This is a genomic window from Bradyrhizobium sp. ORS 375 (assembly GCF_000239775.1).
Lineage (GTDB): Bacteria > Pseudomonadota > Alphaproteobacteria > Rhizobiales > Xanthobacteraceae > Bradyrhizobium.
In genome coordinates this window covers 62934-80927 of record NZ_CAFI01000494.1, presented here as the reverse complement: position 1 = coordinate 80927, position 17994 = coordinate 62934, and the positions used below count along the sequence as shown (strand labels likewise).

Here is a 17994-nt window from a genome sequence, read left to right as displayed (position 1 = left end):
ATCTTGTTATCTGTTTGTCTGGTCCGGCACGGTCGTCGTGGCCGTGCCGGGCCGTCATCTCGTCACGTCGGAAGATCGGCTGAGCGTCGCGTGTGCCGCGTTGTCGCGGACACGCGCGCTCACCGTCTGCGGCTACTGGACAGCGAACACGAACAGCGCGCCGCCTTCGGGGGCCGCATTCGTCATCTTCTTGCCGATCTCGCCCAGGAAGGCCGGGATCGAGGCGGTGCGCCCGACGACGACGGCGACATACTGTTTGCCGTCGACCGAGTAGGTCACCGGACCGGCGCCGATGCCCGAGCCGAGATTCTTCTTCCACAGGATCTTGCCGGTCTTGGCGTCGATGGCGCGGAAATCGCCATGCAGATTGCCGGAGAACACCAGTCCGCCCGCCGTGGTGAGTGTGCCGCCATTGAAGGGAAGGTCTTCCTGCAGCGACCAGACCTTCTTGTTGTTCACCGGATCCCAGGCGATGAGCTCGCCGAGGAAGCCGCCCGGGCCTTCCTTGGTGGGGAATTCGGCGCCGAGATAGAACACGCCGCGCTTGTAGGAGACGTCGCTGACCGACCAGTCCATGCAGACGTTGTTGGCGGGAATGTAGACCAGCCCGGTCCCTGGATTGTACGACATCGGTTGCCAGTTCTTGCCGCCGATCAGGTTCGGACAGACGTCCTTGACCGGATGGCCCGGGCCCGGCCGCTTGTCGGGATCCTCGACCGCGCGCAGGGTCGAGGTGTCCCACTTCTGCGCCCAGTTGGCGAAGACGTACTTCTCGGCGGAGATCACCTTGCCGGTCTCGCGGTTGGCGACGAAGAAGAAGCCGTTGCGGTCGGCCTTCATCAGGGTCGGCACGGCTGTGCCGCCGACATTGAGGTCGGCGAGCACGGCTTCGTTGACGCCGTCATAGTCCCACGCGTCGGCGGGGGTGGTCTGGATGTGCCACTTGATCTTGCCGGTGTTCGGATCGAGCGCCAGCGTCGAGGCGGTGTAGAGGTTCGTCAGCTTGCCGAAATCGCCGTTGCCGGTCGAGCGCACGGCGGTGTTCCAGGGACCGGGATTGCTGGTGCCCCAATAGACCGTGTCACTCTTCGGATCATAAGAGCCGACCAGCCACGCCGCGCCGCCGCCATGCAGGCCGGTGTCGCCCTTCCAGGTCTCGCTGCCGGGTTCGCCGGGCGCCGGCACGGTGTAGGTCTGCCACACCATCTTGCCGGAGTTGATGTCATAGGCCTGCAGCGAGCCGCGCACGCCGTACTCGCCGCCGCCGAAGCCGGTGATGACCTTGTCGCGGACGACCAGCGGCGGCGAGGTGATCACCGAGCCCTGCTTGTAGTCCACCACTTTCGAGGTCCACAGCTCCTTGCCCGTGGCGGCATCGAGCGCGGTGAGCTTGCCGTCGAGGCGGCCGACGAACAGCTTGCCGTCGGCATAGGCGATGCCGCGGCTGTTCACGTCGCAGCAGGCATATTGCAGCGTGTCGTCCGGAATCTCCGGCTCGTAGGTCCATTTGCGCGCGCCGGTCGCGGCATCCAGCGCATAGACGTATTTCGGTCCCCATGAGGTCGAGACGTAGAGCGTGTTCCCGATCACGATCGGCGAGGCCTCGTTCGAGCGCAGCGAGGCCAGCGAGAACGAGTAGACCAGCGACAGCTTGCCGGCGTTCTCGGTGTTGATCTCCTTCAGCGGGCTGAACCGGGTGTTGCCGTAATCGTGGCCCGCCATGGCCCAGGCGCCGGGCTCGGCGGCGGCCTTCAGCGCCGAGTCGTTGGCGCGGACGCCAAGCGTGCCGGCAACTAGGAAGGCAACCGTCGAGATGCCAGCCAAGAATCTCCTGCTCGTGAAATTCATCAGTTCCCTCCGCATGTGTCTTTGTTGTGGTCGTGTGGCGCCTGCGCGCCAAGCCCCAGATGTGCAGTCGCGCTGCAACCATCGGCAGCGATTACAGCATCAGCTCAGCCGGACTCTCATAGGCGGAAGGTAGTAGGCCGAGGGAGCGGCGGTCGGCGAGGATTTGCAAGCAGGTTCGTGGGCTTAGCGACACTTTCGGTGTCGGGGACGAGGTGCAGAGCGGGCAGAACGCAGTTCGCCGGGCAAAGAGTCTTTATCGGCGAGGCTGAACAGCCGCGATGGTTAGCACAGGCGATCGCGGCTCAGATCGGCATGGCCAGCTGCGTCTCAACGCCGGCCTCGGCCTCCTGCAGCGATGACAGAGAGACGCCGAGGAGCCGCACCGGCTTGGGTAACGGCAGCTCGGCCTGAAGCAGCGCCAGCGACAGGCGTTCCAGCTCGGCGCGGGTCGCAACCACCGTGACGACCGACCTGCTGCGCGTGATGATCTCGAAATCGGCGAACTTGACTTTCAGCGTGACCGTCCGGCCCCTGTTGCCGGTCGCTTCGCAGTGCCGCCACACCTTGTCGATCAGCGGCTGCAGCTCGGCCGCCATCGGCTCGAACTCGGTCAGATCCGCTGCAAACGTGTTTTCCGCGCCGATGGATTTGCGGATGCGATTGGCTCGGACGGGGCGATGATCGATGCCGCGCGAGATCCAGTAGTAATAGCTGCCGGCCTTGCCGAAATGCTGCTGCAGGAACGGCAGGCTCTGATTGCGGATGTCGAGGCCGGTGTGAATTCCGAGCGCATTGAACTTGGCGGCGGTGGCCGGGCCGATGCCGTGAAACTTGCCGACCGGCAGCCCCTCGACGAAGGCCGCTCCCATCTCCGGCGAGATCACGTATTGGCCGTTCGGCTTGCGATGATCGGAGGCGAGCTTTGCCAGAAACTTGTTGTAGGAGATGCCCGCCGAGGCATTGAGGCCGGTCTCGGCCTTGATCCTGGCGCGGATCTGCAGTGCGATGTCGCGGGCCAGCGGAATGCCCTGCAGATTGTCGGTGACGTCGAGATAGGCCTCGTCGAGCGACAGCGGCTCGATCACCGGCGTGTGCTCGGCGAAGATCGCGCGGATCTGCTGGCTGATCGCCTTGTAGACCTCGAAGCGCGGCTTGACGAAGATCAGGTCCGGGCACAGCCGCTTGGCGGTTACCGACGGCATCGCCGAGCGCACGCCAAACTTGCGCGCCTCATAGCTCGCGGCCGCCACGACGCCGCGCTCGCGCGAGCCGCCGACGGCCACGGGCTTGCCGCGCAGCTCGGGATTGTCCCGCTGCTCGACCGACGCATAGAATGCATCCATGTCGATGTGGATGATCTTGCGGATGACCGTCGGCGCGGCATCCGGGTCTGGACCGGAGCTTGGCATGGCCGAGATCTATCAGAGCTTGGCGCCAAAGTCTGTCAGCAGGAACGGCTGGCGCTCGACCGGTCTTTCGAACATGCGTCGCCTGGGACGAACGTCCGTTTGACCCGGGCGTTTGTCCCCCCGTGCCGGTACGTCAGCTCCAAACTCCGGCGTCGTCCCGGCCTTGAGCCGGGATCCATACCCCCAGTGAGCGGTTTGGGGCAGGCTGGTCGCGTCGTGGCGTGAGGCCGGGCGATGAGGTTGCCAAGTGGAGAAGAGGAGCGTCGAATTGATCCAGATGAGAAAGCTGGCGCAGGCGTCAGGGGCAGAATCGCTGATGCGTCTGCGGCCGGCCGAAGTGACATGGCGCCGATGTTCGAGCTGATATTCCTCGGAACCTCGGCGAGCGTTCCGTCGCAGGGCCGCAATCATCCGGGGCTGCTGGTCCAGGCAGGCGGCCAGCGAATTCTGATCTATTGCGGCGAGGGCATTCAGCGCCAGCTGCTCACGAGCGGCGCGGGCTTCCGCCGGCTCGACCGCATCCTACTGACCCACGGCCATTTCGACCATATCCTCGGCATTCCCGGACTGTTCTCCACCCTGCGGCTGCGCAGGAGCGCCGACATCATGAGCGTCCACGGCAGCCCGGGCACGCTCGATGTCGTTATTCGCATGCTCGCAGGGTTGTGGGGCGAGGGCCGCGCGCCGATCCCGCTTCAGCTCGTTCCGCTCGCGCGCGGGAAGGTCCTCGACGCCGGTGCGTTCACGATCAACTGTTTTCCCGTCCGGCATCGCGACACCGACAGCTTCGGCTTCGCATTCGTCAGCCCAGCTCGCCGCCATCTGCTGCCGGAGCGTCTCGCAGACCTCGCGGTGCCGGATGGTCCGTTGCGAAAGACGCTGGCGGAGGGGCAATCCGTCACGCTCGACGACGGCCGCATCATCAAGCCCGACGACGTCCTCGGCCCTCTGCGCGGAGGGAAGAAGCTCGTCATTGTCGGTGACACCGAGACCACCGCCGGCCTGCAGGAGCATGTTCGCGATGCCGATCTGCTGGTGATCGAGGCGACGTTTCTCCAGCGCGACACCGCCATGGCCCGTGACTACGGTCACCTGACGGCGGCAGAGGCTGCAGCGCTGGCGGCGTCCAGCAATGTCGGCCAGCTCGTGCTGAACCACATCTCCGGCCGCTATGCAGATGACGAGATCCTCGCGGAGGCGAAGGCGGTTTTTCGGGCCACCCGCATTGCTTCGGATTTCGATCGATTGATTGTGTAGCTGCTTCTCTGCAGGACGGCCGGACTGACGGGGCGCGCCGCCAGCAGTCCGCGCTCGATGTCTTGATGCGCAGTTCGATCAGGCAACGCCCGTGCGCTGCGGCTTGAGCAGGGCATGCTTGATCGCACCGATGATCCGCTTCTCGTCGCTGGACGAGAGCCAGCGCCCAAGCCGGACAATGCCGATCGTGAACAGCGGCGGAAGCCAGCCCAACAAAGGCATCAGCCAGAGCATGGGATCATGGGAGCCGCCAAGCAATTCGAGCAGCGGACCGACGATCATGAGAAGACCCATCGCCAGCCCGGCGCCGACGATCGGGCCAGCATGCCCGTCCACCCCCACGAATTGTCCGATCAGGATGACGCGACCGTCGAACGTCTGAAAGCGACCGACGAAGACGGACCTCAAGCCATTGAAGATGAAGAGCCGCTCGCACCGGAGCGAGACGTGATCCTCCGTCACCCGCCCGACGACCGCCACCAGCTTCATTGCGGCCAGGGGAGCGAGGCCAAGCAGGTCGGGCTCGACCCGGGAGGACGACAGTCGCCGCACAGACTCATCGATGCTGAACTCGCTCTCGAACGCGAGCGCCTCTTGGCCGCAGAGCCTATCGAAGATCGTTTGCAGCATTGGCAGGCACCGGCTGCAGGTCGCGAACGAGTTCGAGACATCGGTCGGTCACGGCGCCGCGGCGATCAGCTGTGCGGAGTGGCGTCATGCTCGGATGATATCTCTCGCTTGCTTGAAGCGCGATGACGCCCGACAGCATGATCGGAAGGGGTTGTGAATGTCGATGAGCTGAGGACCGGATGGTGGGCGCACAAGGGATCGAACCTTGGACCTCTCCCGTGTGAACCACAATCCCTAGACCACGGCCAGCCTAATCCCGCCACACTCGAAATCTAGAAAATGTACGTAATAGCAATGGCTTGTGTCTGTTTTGACCACGGCAGGCCATAGCGCGCCTTACTGCATTTTGTGTGCCCCTGTTGTGCCCCCGACGGATTTTCCCCGGGGGCACACAAAAGAGGGAGAGTTTCAGACCCGGTTTGTTCTCGGGCTGTTTCGGCCTCGTCGCGGGGCACACGCGGGACATGGAAAGGACCGGGTTGATGGCGAAAGCAGCGAGCCAGCTGACACTCACGGATGCTCTCATTCGCACCGCCTCGTTGCCGCCGGGCAAGGCGCAGCATTATCTCCACGACGATAAGCTGCCCGGTCTTGCCCTGCGTATGCGCGCCACCGGCGCCCGAACCTGGGTGTATCTTTTCACCAAGCCGGGTGAGAGGGGGACGCAGCGCAAGACGCTCGGCCCGTGGCCCAAGTTCAATGAGAAGGCCGCGCGCAAGGCGGCGACGATCGCCGCGGGCGAAGTGATCCGCGGCCTCGACCCGAACGACGATAAGCGAGAGGCGAGGCGGCTGCAGGCGGCTGAGAAGCAGCGGACCACTCTGGCAAACCTGATCGTTGAAGACGGGCCATACGAGACATCGTTGACCGGGCGGCAGGTCGTCAATTGGAGGCCTGCAATGTCCGCATTGAGGCGTGGGCTCAAGGATCATGTCGAGGGCAGCGCCGCGGATCTCACGCGCCGGAACATCATGGCGGCTGTCGACAAGATCGCTAAGACGGGGAAGCGTGGGGCCGCGAAGGATTTCCGTAAGCACGTGCACACCTTCCTCGAATGGTGCGTCGGCGAAGGGTATGTCGAGCACAATGTGCTGGCCGGCTATCGCGCGCCGAAGGAGACGCGGGCGCAGCGGGTCGGGCGGCGCATGAAGGGGCGGGCTCTGACCGATGCCGAGATCGTCAAGGTCTGGCAAGCATGCGGCAAGCTCGGGACCTTTGGACTCCTGACGCGCATGTGCCTTCTCGGAGGCGCGCGTCGCAGCGAGCCCACGATGATCGAGTGGAAACGGCACGTCATGCAGGATCGCATCACCTTCGATGGCGCGTGGACGAAGATGGGTCTGCACCACGACGTGCCGCGCACTCATCTCGTCGACGACGTGCTGGCGGCCGCCAGGCATTTCCAGCGAGCAACCTCGGACTACGTCTTTCCCTCGCCGAAGACGGGCGGCCAGATGTCGGGCTTCACCAAGATGGTGAAGCGCCTCATCAAGGAAGCCGAGGTGGATAAATTCACCATGCATGATCTGCGGCGCAGCCTGCGCACTATCATGTCACGTTGCGGCTACGACAACGAGATCCAGCGGCTCTGCGTCGGACAGAAGCCCGGCGGCATCGATCAAGTGTACAATCACGATGAGCAGTGGATCATCCGCAAGATGGCGTTCGAGGCTGCTCACGACTACATCGCGGAACTGGTGGGCGCGGAGCGTGCCGGCAAGGTCGTGCGTCTGCAGAGGACGAATCCGCTCGATCCCATCAAGGCTGAGCTGCTCGGCCGTCTTCGCGAGCATTTTGCGGCTGGGGGTGTGTAGCCTCTGTGCGGCCAGATAGATACTCGCGCACCGCATCGACCCGATAAAGCGGGCGGCCGTCGACGTAACGCCATTTGAGAGGATGATCCGGATTGCGCCGCCACTGTTCCAGAGCGCCTGGGGTCCGCCGAATGACCGCCGCCGCCTCGAGCGCGGTCAGGTTCGAGCTCCCCGGTAAGACGTCGATGTCGAATCGGGCTGGCGGGGGAACGCCACGGTTCTTGCGCGGCCGCTTGGCGGCGGTCGCGCTTTGATCGGGGCTCGTCGATCCAGTTGCCTCGACGGGGGTCTTACCGGTTTTGCCGCCCATACCAGTTTCCACGTTTGCGTTGCGGCCGATAGGATCGCAAACGGAGTGGAGAGCACAGAAGCGCGCGTTCGGCGTAGGGCTGGCGGCGGCCTTGGCGTGCAAAAGGATGGATCGAGAGGGCCGATGGTTGCAGCAACCGGCGCAGCAGGCCGGCGGCAGATTGGATCACAAGGTTAGTGGAGCACTGCGTTCGGGAAGGAGACTGTGGAACACAATGGGCCGGCTGACTACGAATCTGAGGGTCGGACGTTCGAATCGTTCCGGGCGCGCCATTAAAATCAAGCACTTAGCCAAAATCACCGTTTGAGTTTTGAAAACTAAAACGGTTTTTCAAACGGTTTTGGTGTGGAAAGTTGATGCCAGTCGACGGTGCCGGCTCTGGCGAAATTAAGTACAGACCGGACAATCAATCGGAATTCGAACCCTTCTCTCGGCTCTATTCCGATCCGGTATATGAATGCGGCGAACGTGATTGCCGTTCTGCGTCAGGCCCAGGATCGCTATGTTGTCGAGACTGCGCGTCGCGTCCCGCAGACCCCCCGCCTAACGACCGCTAGAGCCGACAGCCAAAAGGCGAGCACAGGCTCGCCGAGTCACCGAATGGGTGGTTGCCTCCCGCCAAGCTTGCATTCATGATCAGCACACGCATTGTTTCTTGCGCACGTGCGGGGGCGAGATGGAGGCCAAGAATAGCTGGTCCATACGTGCGGGGGTGTATCCGTAGATGGACACGACGCGCTCACGTTTCTCTGCTGCAGAACAGGGCCTGGGCTATCTCTATCAGGCGCGATTTGCTCTCTTGAAGATCCTTGCGCTGCCGGAAAGCGGCTCTGTCCTCATCGAAAAAGATGATGATGTAGAGTTCGTCTCCGATGCCGGGGTCAAGTCTTTGGCATCCCTGAAGCACAAGGCGACAGGCGATCAACTGACGAACTTGTCAACCGATTTCTGGAAGTCCGTCCGGATCTGGCTAACTCACTATCTGGAGAATGGTCGAGTCTCTTCAGACGCCCAGTTTTTTCTTTTCACGACAGCGACCATTTCCGAAGAATCCTTTCTCGGCATATTCGCTCAAGACGCAGTCGATCATGACGTGCGGGCCGAAGCGGCTAAAGCTGCGATCGCGAAAAGCCGGTCTGAGTTGATCGTCACCATTCGGACCGAATTAGCGCAGTTGAGCGAGAATGAACTCCGAGACTTCTATGCTCGCGTAACGATCGTCGATGCTGCGCCCCGGATCACGGACATCCCAGCGCTGATCGATCGGCACTTGCGTACGATTAGGCGGGAATCCCGCGGGGCTTTGTTTGAACGGCTCGAGGGGTGGTGGACAGATTTGATCATCAAAATCCTCTCTGGTCATCGGAAAGAACCGGTCTACGGCTATGAGGTATCCGACAAGCTATCAGCCCTCGCGGAGGAATACCGGACCGATAACCTCCCAATCACATTTCGCAACCGCCTGCCGGAAGGCGAGATTGATGTTGCCAACGATCCCCGCCTCTTCGTCGAACAGTTGCGCGCGCTGGAACTATCGGCGACTCGCGTTCAAAATGCTATTATCGACTACTATCGAGCCTTCGAGCAGCGATCCAGCTGGGCTCGAGAAAGCCTCCTGATTTCGAGGGAGATCGAGGAATACGAGGACCGGCTCGTCGACGAATGGACGCGCTATCGAGAGATAGTTTTCGAAGGCCTCAACGACTCCAGCGAAGATGAGGCCTGCCTTCTTGCCGGCAAAGAACTGTATCGTTGGGCAGAAATTGAAACGTCGATGCTGCGCATTCGAGAGCGGGTGACCGAACCCTACGTCGTGCGCGGCGCGTTCCAAATCCTCGCCAACACCAGACCCAGCCCCCGGGTTTATTGGCATCCCCGCTTCCTCCAACGTCTCGGAGAACTTCTCGGGGTCGCAGCATGAAACCTTGGGACCAAAGACCGATCGAGATTCGTAATCTCTTCAATCCCGCCTTCTGCGGTCTCGTGCTCTTCCGGTCATTCTGCGGTTATGAGGAGGAGGATGCGAGAGGCATGCCATTTTCGCTAGGACTTCTGATATTGCCGCTTTGCCTGCATAAGCAGTCCCGGAACATCCTTCTGCAGGGTAACCGCAGCTATCTTTTAAAGGTCGTGTCTAGCCATCCAGAGCTGCTGGTCGATTTCGGCCGCCGGGCCACGGACGTCCTACCTTTTACCTTCGAGGCTATGGGTTTTCTCATGCAGCTTGGCGCGCTCGAGGTTGATCCAAAGGGTAGATTGAAAGCCATCTCAGGCGGCGTGCGCAAAGCCTTGACGGGGACGGCAGAAACTGTGGCTTGCCAGCGGGTCGCTCGCTTCCTTGGAAAGGAATTCGCGCGCGTCGGAGATCGCAGCACCATCTATACGACCTTGGGCGTCAGACCATGAAGATCAAGTCGATCCACATCTACAGCTATGACGGTCGCAGGCGCGACCTGCCGTTCCACGGTGGCCTCAATGTGATCACCGGCCGATCATCCACCGGGAAATCGGCTCTGTCCGACATCATCGAATACTGCATGGGTCGGTCGACGTTCAACGTGCCCGAAGGAATAATCCGTGATCGCGTGGCGTGGTTCGCTGTTATCTATCAATTCGCAGGCGAGCAGGTCCTGATCGCCAAGCCATCGCCGGACGCAGGGCGCGCTAGTTGCAGCACGGCAATGGTGCGTCGAGGTGCGAAGATTGAGGCGCCCGGCGTCCAGGAGTTGACGGTGAACGACGACGATAACGGGGTCGAGAGGCTTCTCTCACAGCTCTTGGGTATACCAGAAAACACGACCGACGTGCCACTGGACAGCAGCCGTGAAAGCTATGACGCGAACATCAAGCATACGCACTATTACCTATTTCAGAAGCAAACGATCGTCGCAAACAAGGATCAGCTATTCTATCGTCAGAACGAACCTTTTCAGCCCCAATCCATTAGAGACACCCTGCCAATCCTCCTGGGAGTATCATCGAGAGAGAGGTTTGAATTGGAATCCCGCCTTCGCGTCACACAGCGCGAGTTGCGGTTGATCTCCAAACTTCTCGATCAGGCCAGGGATGCCATTGATAACTCGGAAGATCGCGCAGTGGGTCTGCTGTCCGAGGCGCGCGCTGTTGGCATCCTTCCTTCCGAAAGCGCTGACCAGGAATCCGTCGTCGAACGGCTGCGACCCGCGCTCACATGGAAACCCACCCCTGTGCCCGAGGACGACGGACAACGGGTCACGGGAATCGAGAATGAGCTCGTAGTGCTCCGAGAGCGGCGTCGCGAGGTTCAAAGGGGGATTGAAGCGGCGCAGCAATATGCGAAGCGGGCGGATGGATACCAGACCGAGGCAGGCGAGCAGCGCGACCGTCTCACCTCGATCAAGGCACTTCCGGTGAACAAGGCAACCGGCGAATGGCAGTGGCCCTTCGCCGAGGCGAATCTCGCCCTAAAGAGTTCGATTGCCGGCATTCTGCTTGCTGAGCTTGAATCGCTCGATCGCGAGATGACAGCGGTGGTCGGTGAGCGTCCGGCGCTCGATACTTATCTAGATGAGCAGCGCCGGGACTTACAGCTCATCGGCGACCAGATTCGAAATAAAGAGGTAGAGCTATCCGGAGCGATCGCGGCGAGCGAGGTAATCGCTCAGATGGGCAATCGGAACAATGCAGCCTCGCGTGTTGTGGGACGTATCAGCCTCTTCCTTGAAAATCTTGTGCCCAACAACGAATTGAATCGCCTGCAAGCGGAGGAGCGGCGGCTCAAGGCCAAGGCGGATGACCTGGAGCGAAAAATCGGCGCGGACGATTCCGGCGCGCGTTTGGCCTCTACGTTGAACAACATCTCAATGCATATGTCGGGCTATATTGCGGACTTGGGCGGCGAGTTCAGTCAGTTTCCAGCCCGGCTGGATCTTCACAATCTCACCGTTGTGATAGATCGGCCAAATCGCCCAATCTATATGAACCGGACGGGCGGCGGAGAGAACCACCTCGCCTATCACCTTTCGGCTCTGCTTGCTTTACACCGGTTCGCAACGAACAATGGTGAGCCGATGCCGCGCTTCTTGATGATCGATCAGCCCACACAGGTCTATTTCCCTTCTGAAGCGGTCTATGCCGAAGCGGCCGGATCGATTGAAAGAACCGAAATGGATGCGGATTTGGAGGCGGTGCGGCGGCTGTTCGAAGTCCTTTTGCGCTTTGCCGAAAAGGATGCGCCTGGTTTCCAGATCATCGTCACTGAGCACGCCAACCTGCGAGATGATTGGTTCCAAAGCGCGCTAGTAGAACCTTCCTGGACCAAACCGCCAGCGCTGGTTCCGGATGATTGGCCGGACCAGCGGCAAGAGACGGAATAGCCTCGCGCCAGCTTAGCGCCACCAGCGGAGTCCACAGGCGCCCCCAACCCTTGTAGTACAGAATGTACACTTCACTCTCGCTCTTACTCAAGTCTTCGCGAGTCTTTGGACCGTATCGCTCCTGCAGAGGCTGTCTATTGCGGCTTGGCAGGCCATCTCAGGAGGTGATTTTAAGTCTGGCCTTAGCTCGTCGTAGCAGCCGATACGATGAAAGATCGCAAGATGAAGGCTGGAGCCGAAAGCCAAGCTAACGCCGCGTAGAAGGCCTTCGCTTCGCAAGCTGGGCGACGGCAAGTTCGCCAGCAATCAACAGCACAAGGGCCCCAAACGTGTAGGCGTCATGCACTGCATATACGATTGCTGCCCAGCCGAGCGTTTTCATTTCAGTACGTCGCCCGCTTCCGTGCTTTCCTGGCCTCAGACGCGGAGAAGCGATAGCCGGTCATGAACTGATGCCCATCTGCATGCTCCAGCCCAATCAGAGCAAGGTGAACATAGCGCGGAAGCAGCTTGGTGGACTTCTCCCAAGAAATGATCGTCTGACGTGATCCAACTTGCAGCGCGATCCTCAGCATGTCCTGTGTCATGCCGAACCGCTTCCGCCATGCTCGCAAATCCGCCCCCGTAATTCCTGGCGAGCCAAGGAATGTCGGTTCGTGAATGTCCAAATTTGCAACATTTTCCGCGGTCTCAGTCATCAGTCGCCTCAAAAATGCTGATTCTGCCGGATGTCGGCATGGTCAAAATAGGCGGACAAAGTAAAAATCGACTTAACTCAGAGATTTTGACGCTAAAGGATGCGCCTGGGACGTGGCTTCGCAAGGGTCCGGTCGCCGATCGCGATGCTTGGTGTGCCGTGAGCCTATCGGTGCAATTGCTGAAGAAAGCCATTCCGCGTCTGATGAGCGCGGAGCAGAAGTCAGGCAGACGCTTTGGCTTCGGGGGGGCTCCACCTCGCAACGTCGAGGAGATGCTAATGTGGTGGCTGCAATGGCCGGCGACGGTGAAGCACGTCGACGGAAATTTCACGGATCATCGTGACAAGCGTCCGCGGGCCTGTCGGCACGTAGCCCATATATGCGAGCGTTAGCATCGCCCGGCCGCGCACTCCAGCCTGTGCTGCTCTTTCTCGCACCGCACTGATCGCGCTCGCAAAGCCCGTCCCGTTCTGCGCGCGGACTTTTTGTCGTGAAGGAACCATTGAAAGCTGTGAGTTCTGCACCCGCTTCGAAGTCGCGGCCTTCCCATGAAGGTCAGAGTTGTGGCATGCTCGATTCGGCTCCCGGCAGGAGCCTGCCGCCCGTCATAGCGAAGCCGTTGAGGCGCTGTCCTTATCGATCGCTCCCGTCATGTCTTGTCGGGCTCGAGAGGCGGTTGACGGGCGACGCTTCGTTAAGAGCCGGGAGACCTGACATGTCGAACGATCATGTTCGTCCATCCTCAATCTCTGGCATCAAGCAACTTGCCAAGCGCCTCAAGAAATCGGAGTGCGTTTCGCATACTATTGCCTTGGATAAGGCCTCGATGGCTGCCGGATTCGAAAACTACAGGCATGCCCAGCGAGCGTTTGGTGAAAAGCGCGCTAATACCCAGCGCGGATTCGATCTCTACATCTCCGTCCTCTGGCGGGATCGAGCGACCAGTTCCATGGGCTGCGAGATTCTTAAGATGCGGCTTGGAAAGCCGCTCGATGCGCTGGTGAAGCCCGCGCAATACAAGAACGGGCTGGCCGCGATGCGGCGCGAAGGTCCGGATCATCTTGCGGATCTCTACACCGAACCGTCGCAGGCGGATGCGCGTGAAACCGCCTGCAAGATTGCAAGGAAGATCCAGTTTATGGAAGCAACGGGACTTGTTCCTTCCGGTGCAAATCGCTCCTTCCCCAAGGGATCCTTCCAAAATCGGATGCCTGGGTCTGACCATGATGCTGGCTGGTATGATCCGGTCTCGAAAGGCTTCATCCGTACCAGCGAGCCGTACTCGCGTGGTGGTGTGACGCCAGAGCAGCACAAATGGGCGGCCCGGTATGGCTGGGGTGTTGTCAAGGCACCATGGAAGGGCATGTATCGGCCTGACGATGGCACCTCGCTCTTTCTTTTGGCTGACCTGTCGAAGGGATACTCGCTAGAGCCGCTGATCTCGCGATTGGCAGATGCGCCCCCTCCGATCGTGATTTCTGGCTGGCAGGGAGAGTCAAGGCCGACGGCGCCCGCGTTCGTCAGTCCGGGCCGCATGGCGGAGATCGCAGCAAAGGCTCGCAAGGCCAAGACCGTCGGTAACCGGGCGCGACCAATCGATTCTACTGAAGACAATAGCCTTCTATCGGAGGCGCGGCGCTGGCCGAATGCCCGAATGCCGATTGAACAACATAAGGCGGTTGGAAGGCTGCTGAAGTCCGTGCTGATCGGAACGAGAGGCCGCGCAGGCGTTCACCGCAGGATCGAGGCGATGCGTGTCGAGCTCGATAGTAAGGCCGGGCGTGAGTACGGCCGCGACGAGCTTTCCGATGATGTGTTCTTCAATCTTTATTATCAGGAGCTCCCGGAGAGCGATCCGCTCGCTGCAGTGCCAGGCAGTTGGCAGCGGCATATTGCGAGCCTTGGCGAGATCAAAGCGACTCTTGCTCGGCATTATCCGGAGTGCCCGCAGTTACGCAAACTCCTGAAAAAGGCGGATCAGGCTATCGCATCGCTTCTAACGTGGAAGGTAGCTCCTGCTGCCGGTGACAAACCTAAGCCTCAGCAGTCTGTGCCACCCCCGATGTAGCTGAGGTGGCGGCCGGAGCAGCAACGTACGTGCTGGAAGCAACCCAACTGGACTAGCCCGACTGGTCGAAAGCCAGTCGGGTCCTCACCGCGCAGACGTCCGTCGCAACGCAAAACAATCAAGATGGTACGGGCCGATCTGGTCGGCCCGCGCCCAAGAAGGTGTTCTCAGCATTGGCCGAAGACTCCATCGCTGTAGCTGCAATCTGTTGATTCTATTGCATCCATCTCTAAAGCCTCGAATGAGGCGCGTTGGTTTAGCCACATGCAATACGTTTGTCCGCAAGTAAACGAAGAGGAAGAGTGCAGGCTGGGTTGGCCGTGACGGGTTGGAAGCGGCGAGAGAGTTCCGCCGCGCCCGTCGCGGAGATCCGCGATGCACGGACGGAGAGTTGGAGCGCGTGCCGGTGGGGGCCGGGCGAGCCTCTATGAGGAGATCACGACCAAGATCATCGGCGAGTTGGAGGCCGGGCGCGTGCCTTGGGTACAGCCATGGGGCACGCGGGCGGCGAAAGCGCAGCTCGCATTGCCGCGGAATGCCACATCCGGACGGCCGTACTCCGGGATCAACGTTCTGATCCTCTGGGGAGCCGTTATCGAGCGCGGGTTTGGCGGACAGAACTGGCTGACGTTCCGGCAGGCGCTGTCTCTAGGCGGCCATGTTCGGAAGGGCGAGCGCGGGACTACGGTCGTCTATGCTGACCGCTTCATCCCTTCAGACAAGCGGCAGCGCGCTCGCGAGACGGGCGACGAGGTACAGGCCATCCCGTTCCTGAAGCGGTTTACGGTCTTCAACACTGATCAATGCCACGACCTGACGGAGGACGTTGCGACCGCAGCACCGCCTCCGCCGTCTAACGCAATCGAGCCCGTGGTTCAGGCGCTGATCGCGAACAGTGGCGTCGACTTTCGGATTGGCGGCCACCGGGCGTTCTATGCTCCCGCGGAGGATTTCGTGCAGGTGCCGCCGCCTGCTGCGTTCTTCGAGCCGATCAATTGGCACCGCACGGCCCTGCATGAACTCGCCCATGCGAGTGGGCATTCGTCGCGGCTGAACCGCGATCTCTCAGGCCGGTTCGGCAGCAGCAAATACGCCTTCGAGGAGTTGATCGCGGAGATCGCGTCGGCCTTCAGTTGCGCCGCTCTCGGCATCGTGCCGACCGTGCGCCATGCGGACTATATCGGCGCCTGGCTTGATGTCCTGCGCGAGGACAATCGCGCCATCGTCCGTGCGGCGAGCCAGGCAAGCCGTGTGGCGGACTATCTGCTCGGCTTTGCATCGGACGCGGCTACGCGGGTCGAGACGATTGGAGCGGGTTGCGCCGCTGCCTGAGTGCGGCGGTCCGGGGCCGAGTAGAGGAGAGCAAGAGGGCAAGAGGTGCTCTGCGACGGGGTGAAGGCCTGAGAGAGAGGTTCTTAGGCCGCCCGTCGTGGAGAACGACCGATGACCAAGGCTACCCAGAAGATCACGCTGTCGCCGTCGCGCGACATTCCCTTCAACAAGCTCGTCCTGAGCCAGTCCAACGTCCGCCGGATCAAGGGCGGCGTTTCCATCGAACAGCTCGCGGAAAGCATTGTAGAGAGGACGCTGCTGCAGAGCTTGAACGTCCGCGCCGTGCTCGATGACGACGGCAAGGAGACCGGAATGTTCGAGGTGCCCGCGGGTGGCAGGCGCTACCGGGCGCTGGAGCTCCTGGTGAAGCAGAAGCGGATGGCCAAGACGCAAGCCGTGCCTTGCGTGGTCCGCGATTCCGGATCGGCCCTGGATGACTCGTTCGCCGAAAACGACCAGCGCATCGGTCTGCACCCCCTCGATCAATACCGGGCGTTCCAGGCGTTGCGTGACAGCGGCATGAGCGAGGAGGAGATCGCGGCGCGGCATTTCGTGGCGGTCGCGGTCGTCAAGCAGCGCTTGCGGCTGGCCGCTGTCTCGCCGGCGCTGCTCGACGTCTACGCTGCCGACGGCATGACGCTCGAGCAACTGATGGCCTTCACGGTCGTGATCGATCATGCGCGTCAGCAGGAGGTCTGGGACAGTGTCAGCCGTTCCGGCTGTGACGCGCCTTACCAGATCCGCCGCCAGCTCACGGAGCAGACGGTTCGGGCTTTCGATCGCAGGGGCCTATTCGTCGGGCTCGCCTCCTATGAGGCCGCAGGTGGAGTGGTGCTGCGGGATCTCTTCGAGGCCGATGACGGCGGCTGGCTGCAGGATGTCGCGCTGCTCGATCGCCTCGTGGCGGACAAGCTGCAGACCGAGGCCGAGCGGATCGGCGCCGAGGGCTGGAAGTGGATCGCGGCCGCCGTCGACTTCCCCTTCGGGCATACCCATGGTTTGCGCGAGATTCAGGGAGAGCCGGCCGAACTCACCGCCGGCGAGCAGGCGGCAATCGAAGCGCTGAGGGCGGAACAGGCTAAGCTCGAAGCCGACTACAGTCAGGCCGATGAGCTGCCCGAGGAGGTCGATCGACGCATCGGTCAGATCGAGCAGGCGCTGCAATCCTTCGAAGAACGGCCCATGATCTTCGATGCCGCAGAGATGGCGCGCGCCGGCGCGTTCGTCAGCGTCGACTCCGAGGGCCGGCTTCGGGTCGCCCGCGGCTTCGTCCGCCCGGAGGATGAGCCAGTCGCGACGAGTGAGCAGCCGGATGCCGAAGCTGGGACGGACGCTGATGGCCGGACCGGCATTCCGGACGCGGAGGTCCGGGCAACGGCTCCGAAGATCGTGATCGGCGGCAGCCAAACGGAAGAGCCCAATGAGGAGGGGGAGGACGTCGAACGACCCTTGCCGGAGCGGCTGATCAGCGAGCTTTCGGCCTATCGCACGCTCGCTTTGCGCGATGCGCTCGGTCAGCAGCCACAGGTCGCCTTCCAGGCGGTGCTACACAGCTTTGTGCTGGCGACGTTCTATCCGTTCGGCTCCGCGTTCAACTGCCTGGAGATCTCGCTGCGCAGCCCGAGCTTTCCAGAGCAGCCTCCGGGTCTGCAGGACAGCATCCCGGCAAAGGCGATTGCCGCCTGTCACTCGGCCTGGAAGGCAAAGCTGCCGGCGAGCGACAAGGACCTCTGGGAGGCACTGACGGCGATGGATGGGACGGCGCAGGCCGAACTCTTTGCTCATTGCGCGGCTCAGGCCGTGAACGCGATCTCCGAGCCGGCCAGCCGGGTGCATCAAGGGCGCCTGTCCGCGCACGGCATCCGTAGTCGCCTCGAACAGGCGGACCGGCTGTCGCGCGCCGTCGGGCTCGACATGATCAGTGCCGGCTGGAAACCCACCGTGGACAACTATCTCGGCCGTGTGACCAAGCATCGCATCCTGCAAACCGTGCGCGAGGCCAAGGGTGCGGCCTCGGCCCAGCTCATCGAGCATCTCAAGAAGCCGGACATGGCCCGCGAAGCTGAGCGGCTGCTCGATGGCAGCGGCTGGTTGCCGGAGTCGCTGCGAGGAGCGGAGACCGACGTCACCCCGGCAGCTGAAGGCGGAGGTGGCGACAGTCTCCCGGCTTTCCTCAGCGAGGACGAGGAGGCGACCGAGGGCGCTGACGAAGTCGAGGAGATCATCGCTGCGGAGTGACCCCCGGTTGGGAGGGCCCGAGTGTGGAGATATCG

13 protein-coding genes are annotated in these 17994 nt (G+C 61.7%); 9 read left to right on the top strand and 4 right to left on the bottom strand.

The genetic code is table 11. The annotated features are described in order from the left end of the window. Window positions 1–132 precede the first annotated feature (132 nt). Together BRAO375_RS34595 and dinB are read right to left on the bottom strand one after the other, a co-directional pair. Window positions 133–1824, bottom strand: coding sequence for a PQQ-dependent methanol/ethanol family dehydrogenase (locus BRAO375_RS34595; RefSeq protein ID WP_009032077.1), 1692 nt, complete (start codon window positions 1822–1824; stop codon window positions 133–135). 326 nt (window positions 1825–2150) lie between these two features. Next, the gene (dinB, locus tag BRAO375_RS34590) at window positions 2151–3257 is read right to left on the bottom strand and encodes a DNA polymerase IV (protein WP_009032076.1); all 1107 of its coding nucleotides are present in this window, start codon (window positions 3255–3257) and stop codon (window positions 2151–2153) included. A 351-nt stretch (window positions 3258–3608) separates the two neighbouring features. Between dinB and BRAO375_RS34580 the strand changes: the two genes are divergently transcribed. Further along, complete coding sequence (locus tag BRAO375_RS34580) at window positions 3609–4514, top strand: MBL fold metallo-hydrolase (protein ID WP_009032075.1); 906 nt, start codon at window positions 3609–3611, stop codon at window positions 4512–4514. A gap of 78 nt (window positions 4515–4592) precedes the next feature. Here the strand turns inward: BRAO375_RS34580 and BRAO375_RS34575 are convergent, their stop codons facing one another. Then, entirely contained in the window at window positions 4593–5144 is a 552-nt protein-coding gene (locus tag BRAO375_RS34575; RefSeq protein ID WP_009032074.1) for a hypothetical protein, read from the bottom strand. Between the two features lie 482 nt (window positions 5145–5626). On the opposite strand from BRAO375_RS34575, the gene BRAO375_RS34570 reads away from it, so the two are divergent. From BRAO375_RS34570 to BRAO375_RS34555, 5 genes are all read left to right on the top strand, one after another. Further along, window positions 5627–6958, top strand: a complete 1332-nt coding sequence (locus tag BRAO375_RS34570; RefSeq protein WP_009032072.1) for a tyrosine-type recombinase/integrase — start codon at window positions 5627–5629, stop codon at window positions 6956–6958. Between the two features lie 679 nt (window positions 6959–7637). Beyond that, window positions 7638–7904, top strand: coding sequence for a phage integrase central domain-containing protein (locus BRAO375_RS39100; protein WP_502689002.1), 267 nt, complete (start codon window positions 7638–7640; stop codon window positions 7902–7904). An 88-nt stretch (window positions 7905–7992) separates the two neighbouring features. Beyond that, window positions 7993–9189, top strand: a complete 1197-nt coding sequence (locus BRAO375_RS34565; RefSeq protein ID WP_009032070.1) for an ABC-three component system protein — start codon at window positions 7993–7995, stop codon at window positions 9187–9189. Then, the gene (locus tag BRAO375_RS34560) at window positions 9186–9674 is read left to right on the top strand and encodes a three component ABC system middle component (RefSeq protein WP_035643623.1); all 489 of its coding nucleotides are present in this window, start codon (window positions 9186–9188) and stop codon (window positions 9672–9674) included. Before BRAO375_RS34565 ends, BRAO375_RS34560 begins: the two co-directional genes overlap by 4 nt. Beyond that, entirely contained in the window at window positions 9671–11623 is a 1953-nt protein-coding gene (locus BRAO375_RS34555; RefSeq protein ID WP_009032068.1) for a DUF3732 domain-containing protein, read from the top strand. Before BRAO375_RS34560 ends, BRAO375_RS34555 begins: the two co-directional genes overlap by 4 nt. A gap of 383 nt (window positions 11624–12006) precedes the next feature. On the opposite strand, the gene BRAO375_RS34550 is transcribed toward BRAO375_RS34555, so the two are convergent. Further along, window positions 12007–12321, bottom strand: a complete 315-nt coding sequence (locus tag BRAO375_RS34550) for a hypothetical protein (protein WP_035643620.1) — start codon at window positions 12319–12321, stop codon at window positions 12007–12009. A gap of 715 nt (window positions 12322–13036) precedes the next feature. Here BRAO375_RS34550 and BRAO375_RS34545 point away from each other — a divergent pair. From BRAO375_RS34545 to BRAO375_RS34535, 3 genes are all read left to right on the top strand, one after another. Then, the gene (locus BRAO375_RS34545) at window positions 13037–14389 is read left to right on the top strand and encodes a DUF5623 domain-containing protein (protein WP_139031539.1); all 1353 of its coding nucleotides are present in this window, start codon (window positions 13037–13039) and stop codon (window positions 14387–14389) included. Between the two features lie 375 nt (window positions 14390–14764). Beyond that, window positions 14765–15721, top strand: a complete 957-nt coding sequence (locus BRAO375_RS34540; protein ID WP_009032063.1) for an ArdC family protein — start codon at window positions 14765–14767, stop codon at window positions 15719–15721. 111 nt (window positions 15722–15832) lie between these two features. Then, window positions 15833–17959, top strand: a complete 2127-nt coding sequence (locus BRAO375_RS34535) for a ParB/RepB/Spo0J family partition protein (protein ID WP_009032062.1) — start codon at window positions 15833–15835, stop codon at window positions 17957–17959. Window positions 17960–17994 lie beyond the last annotated feature (35 nt).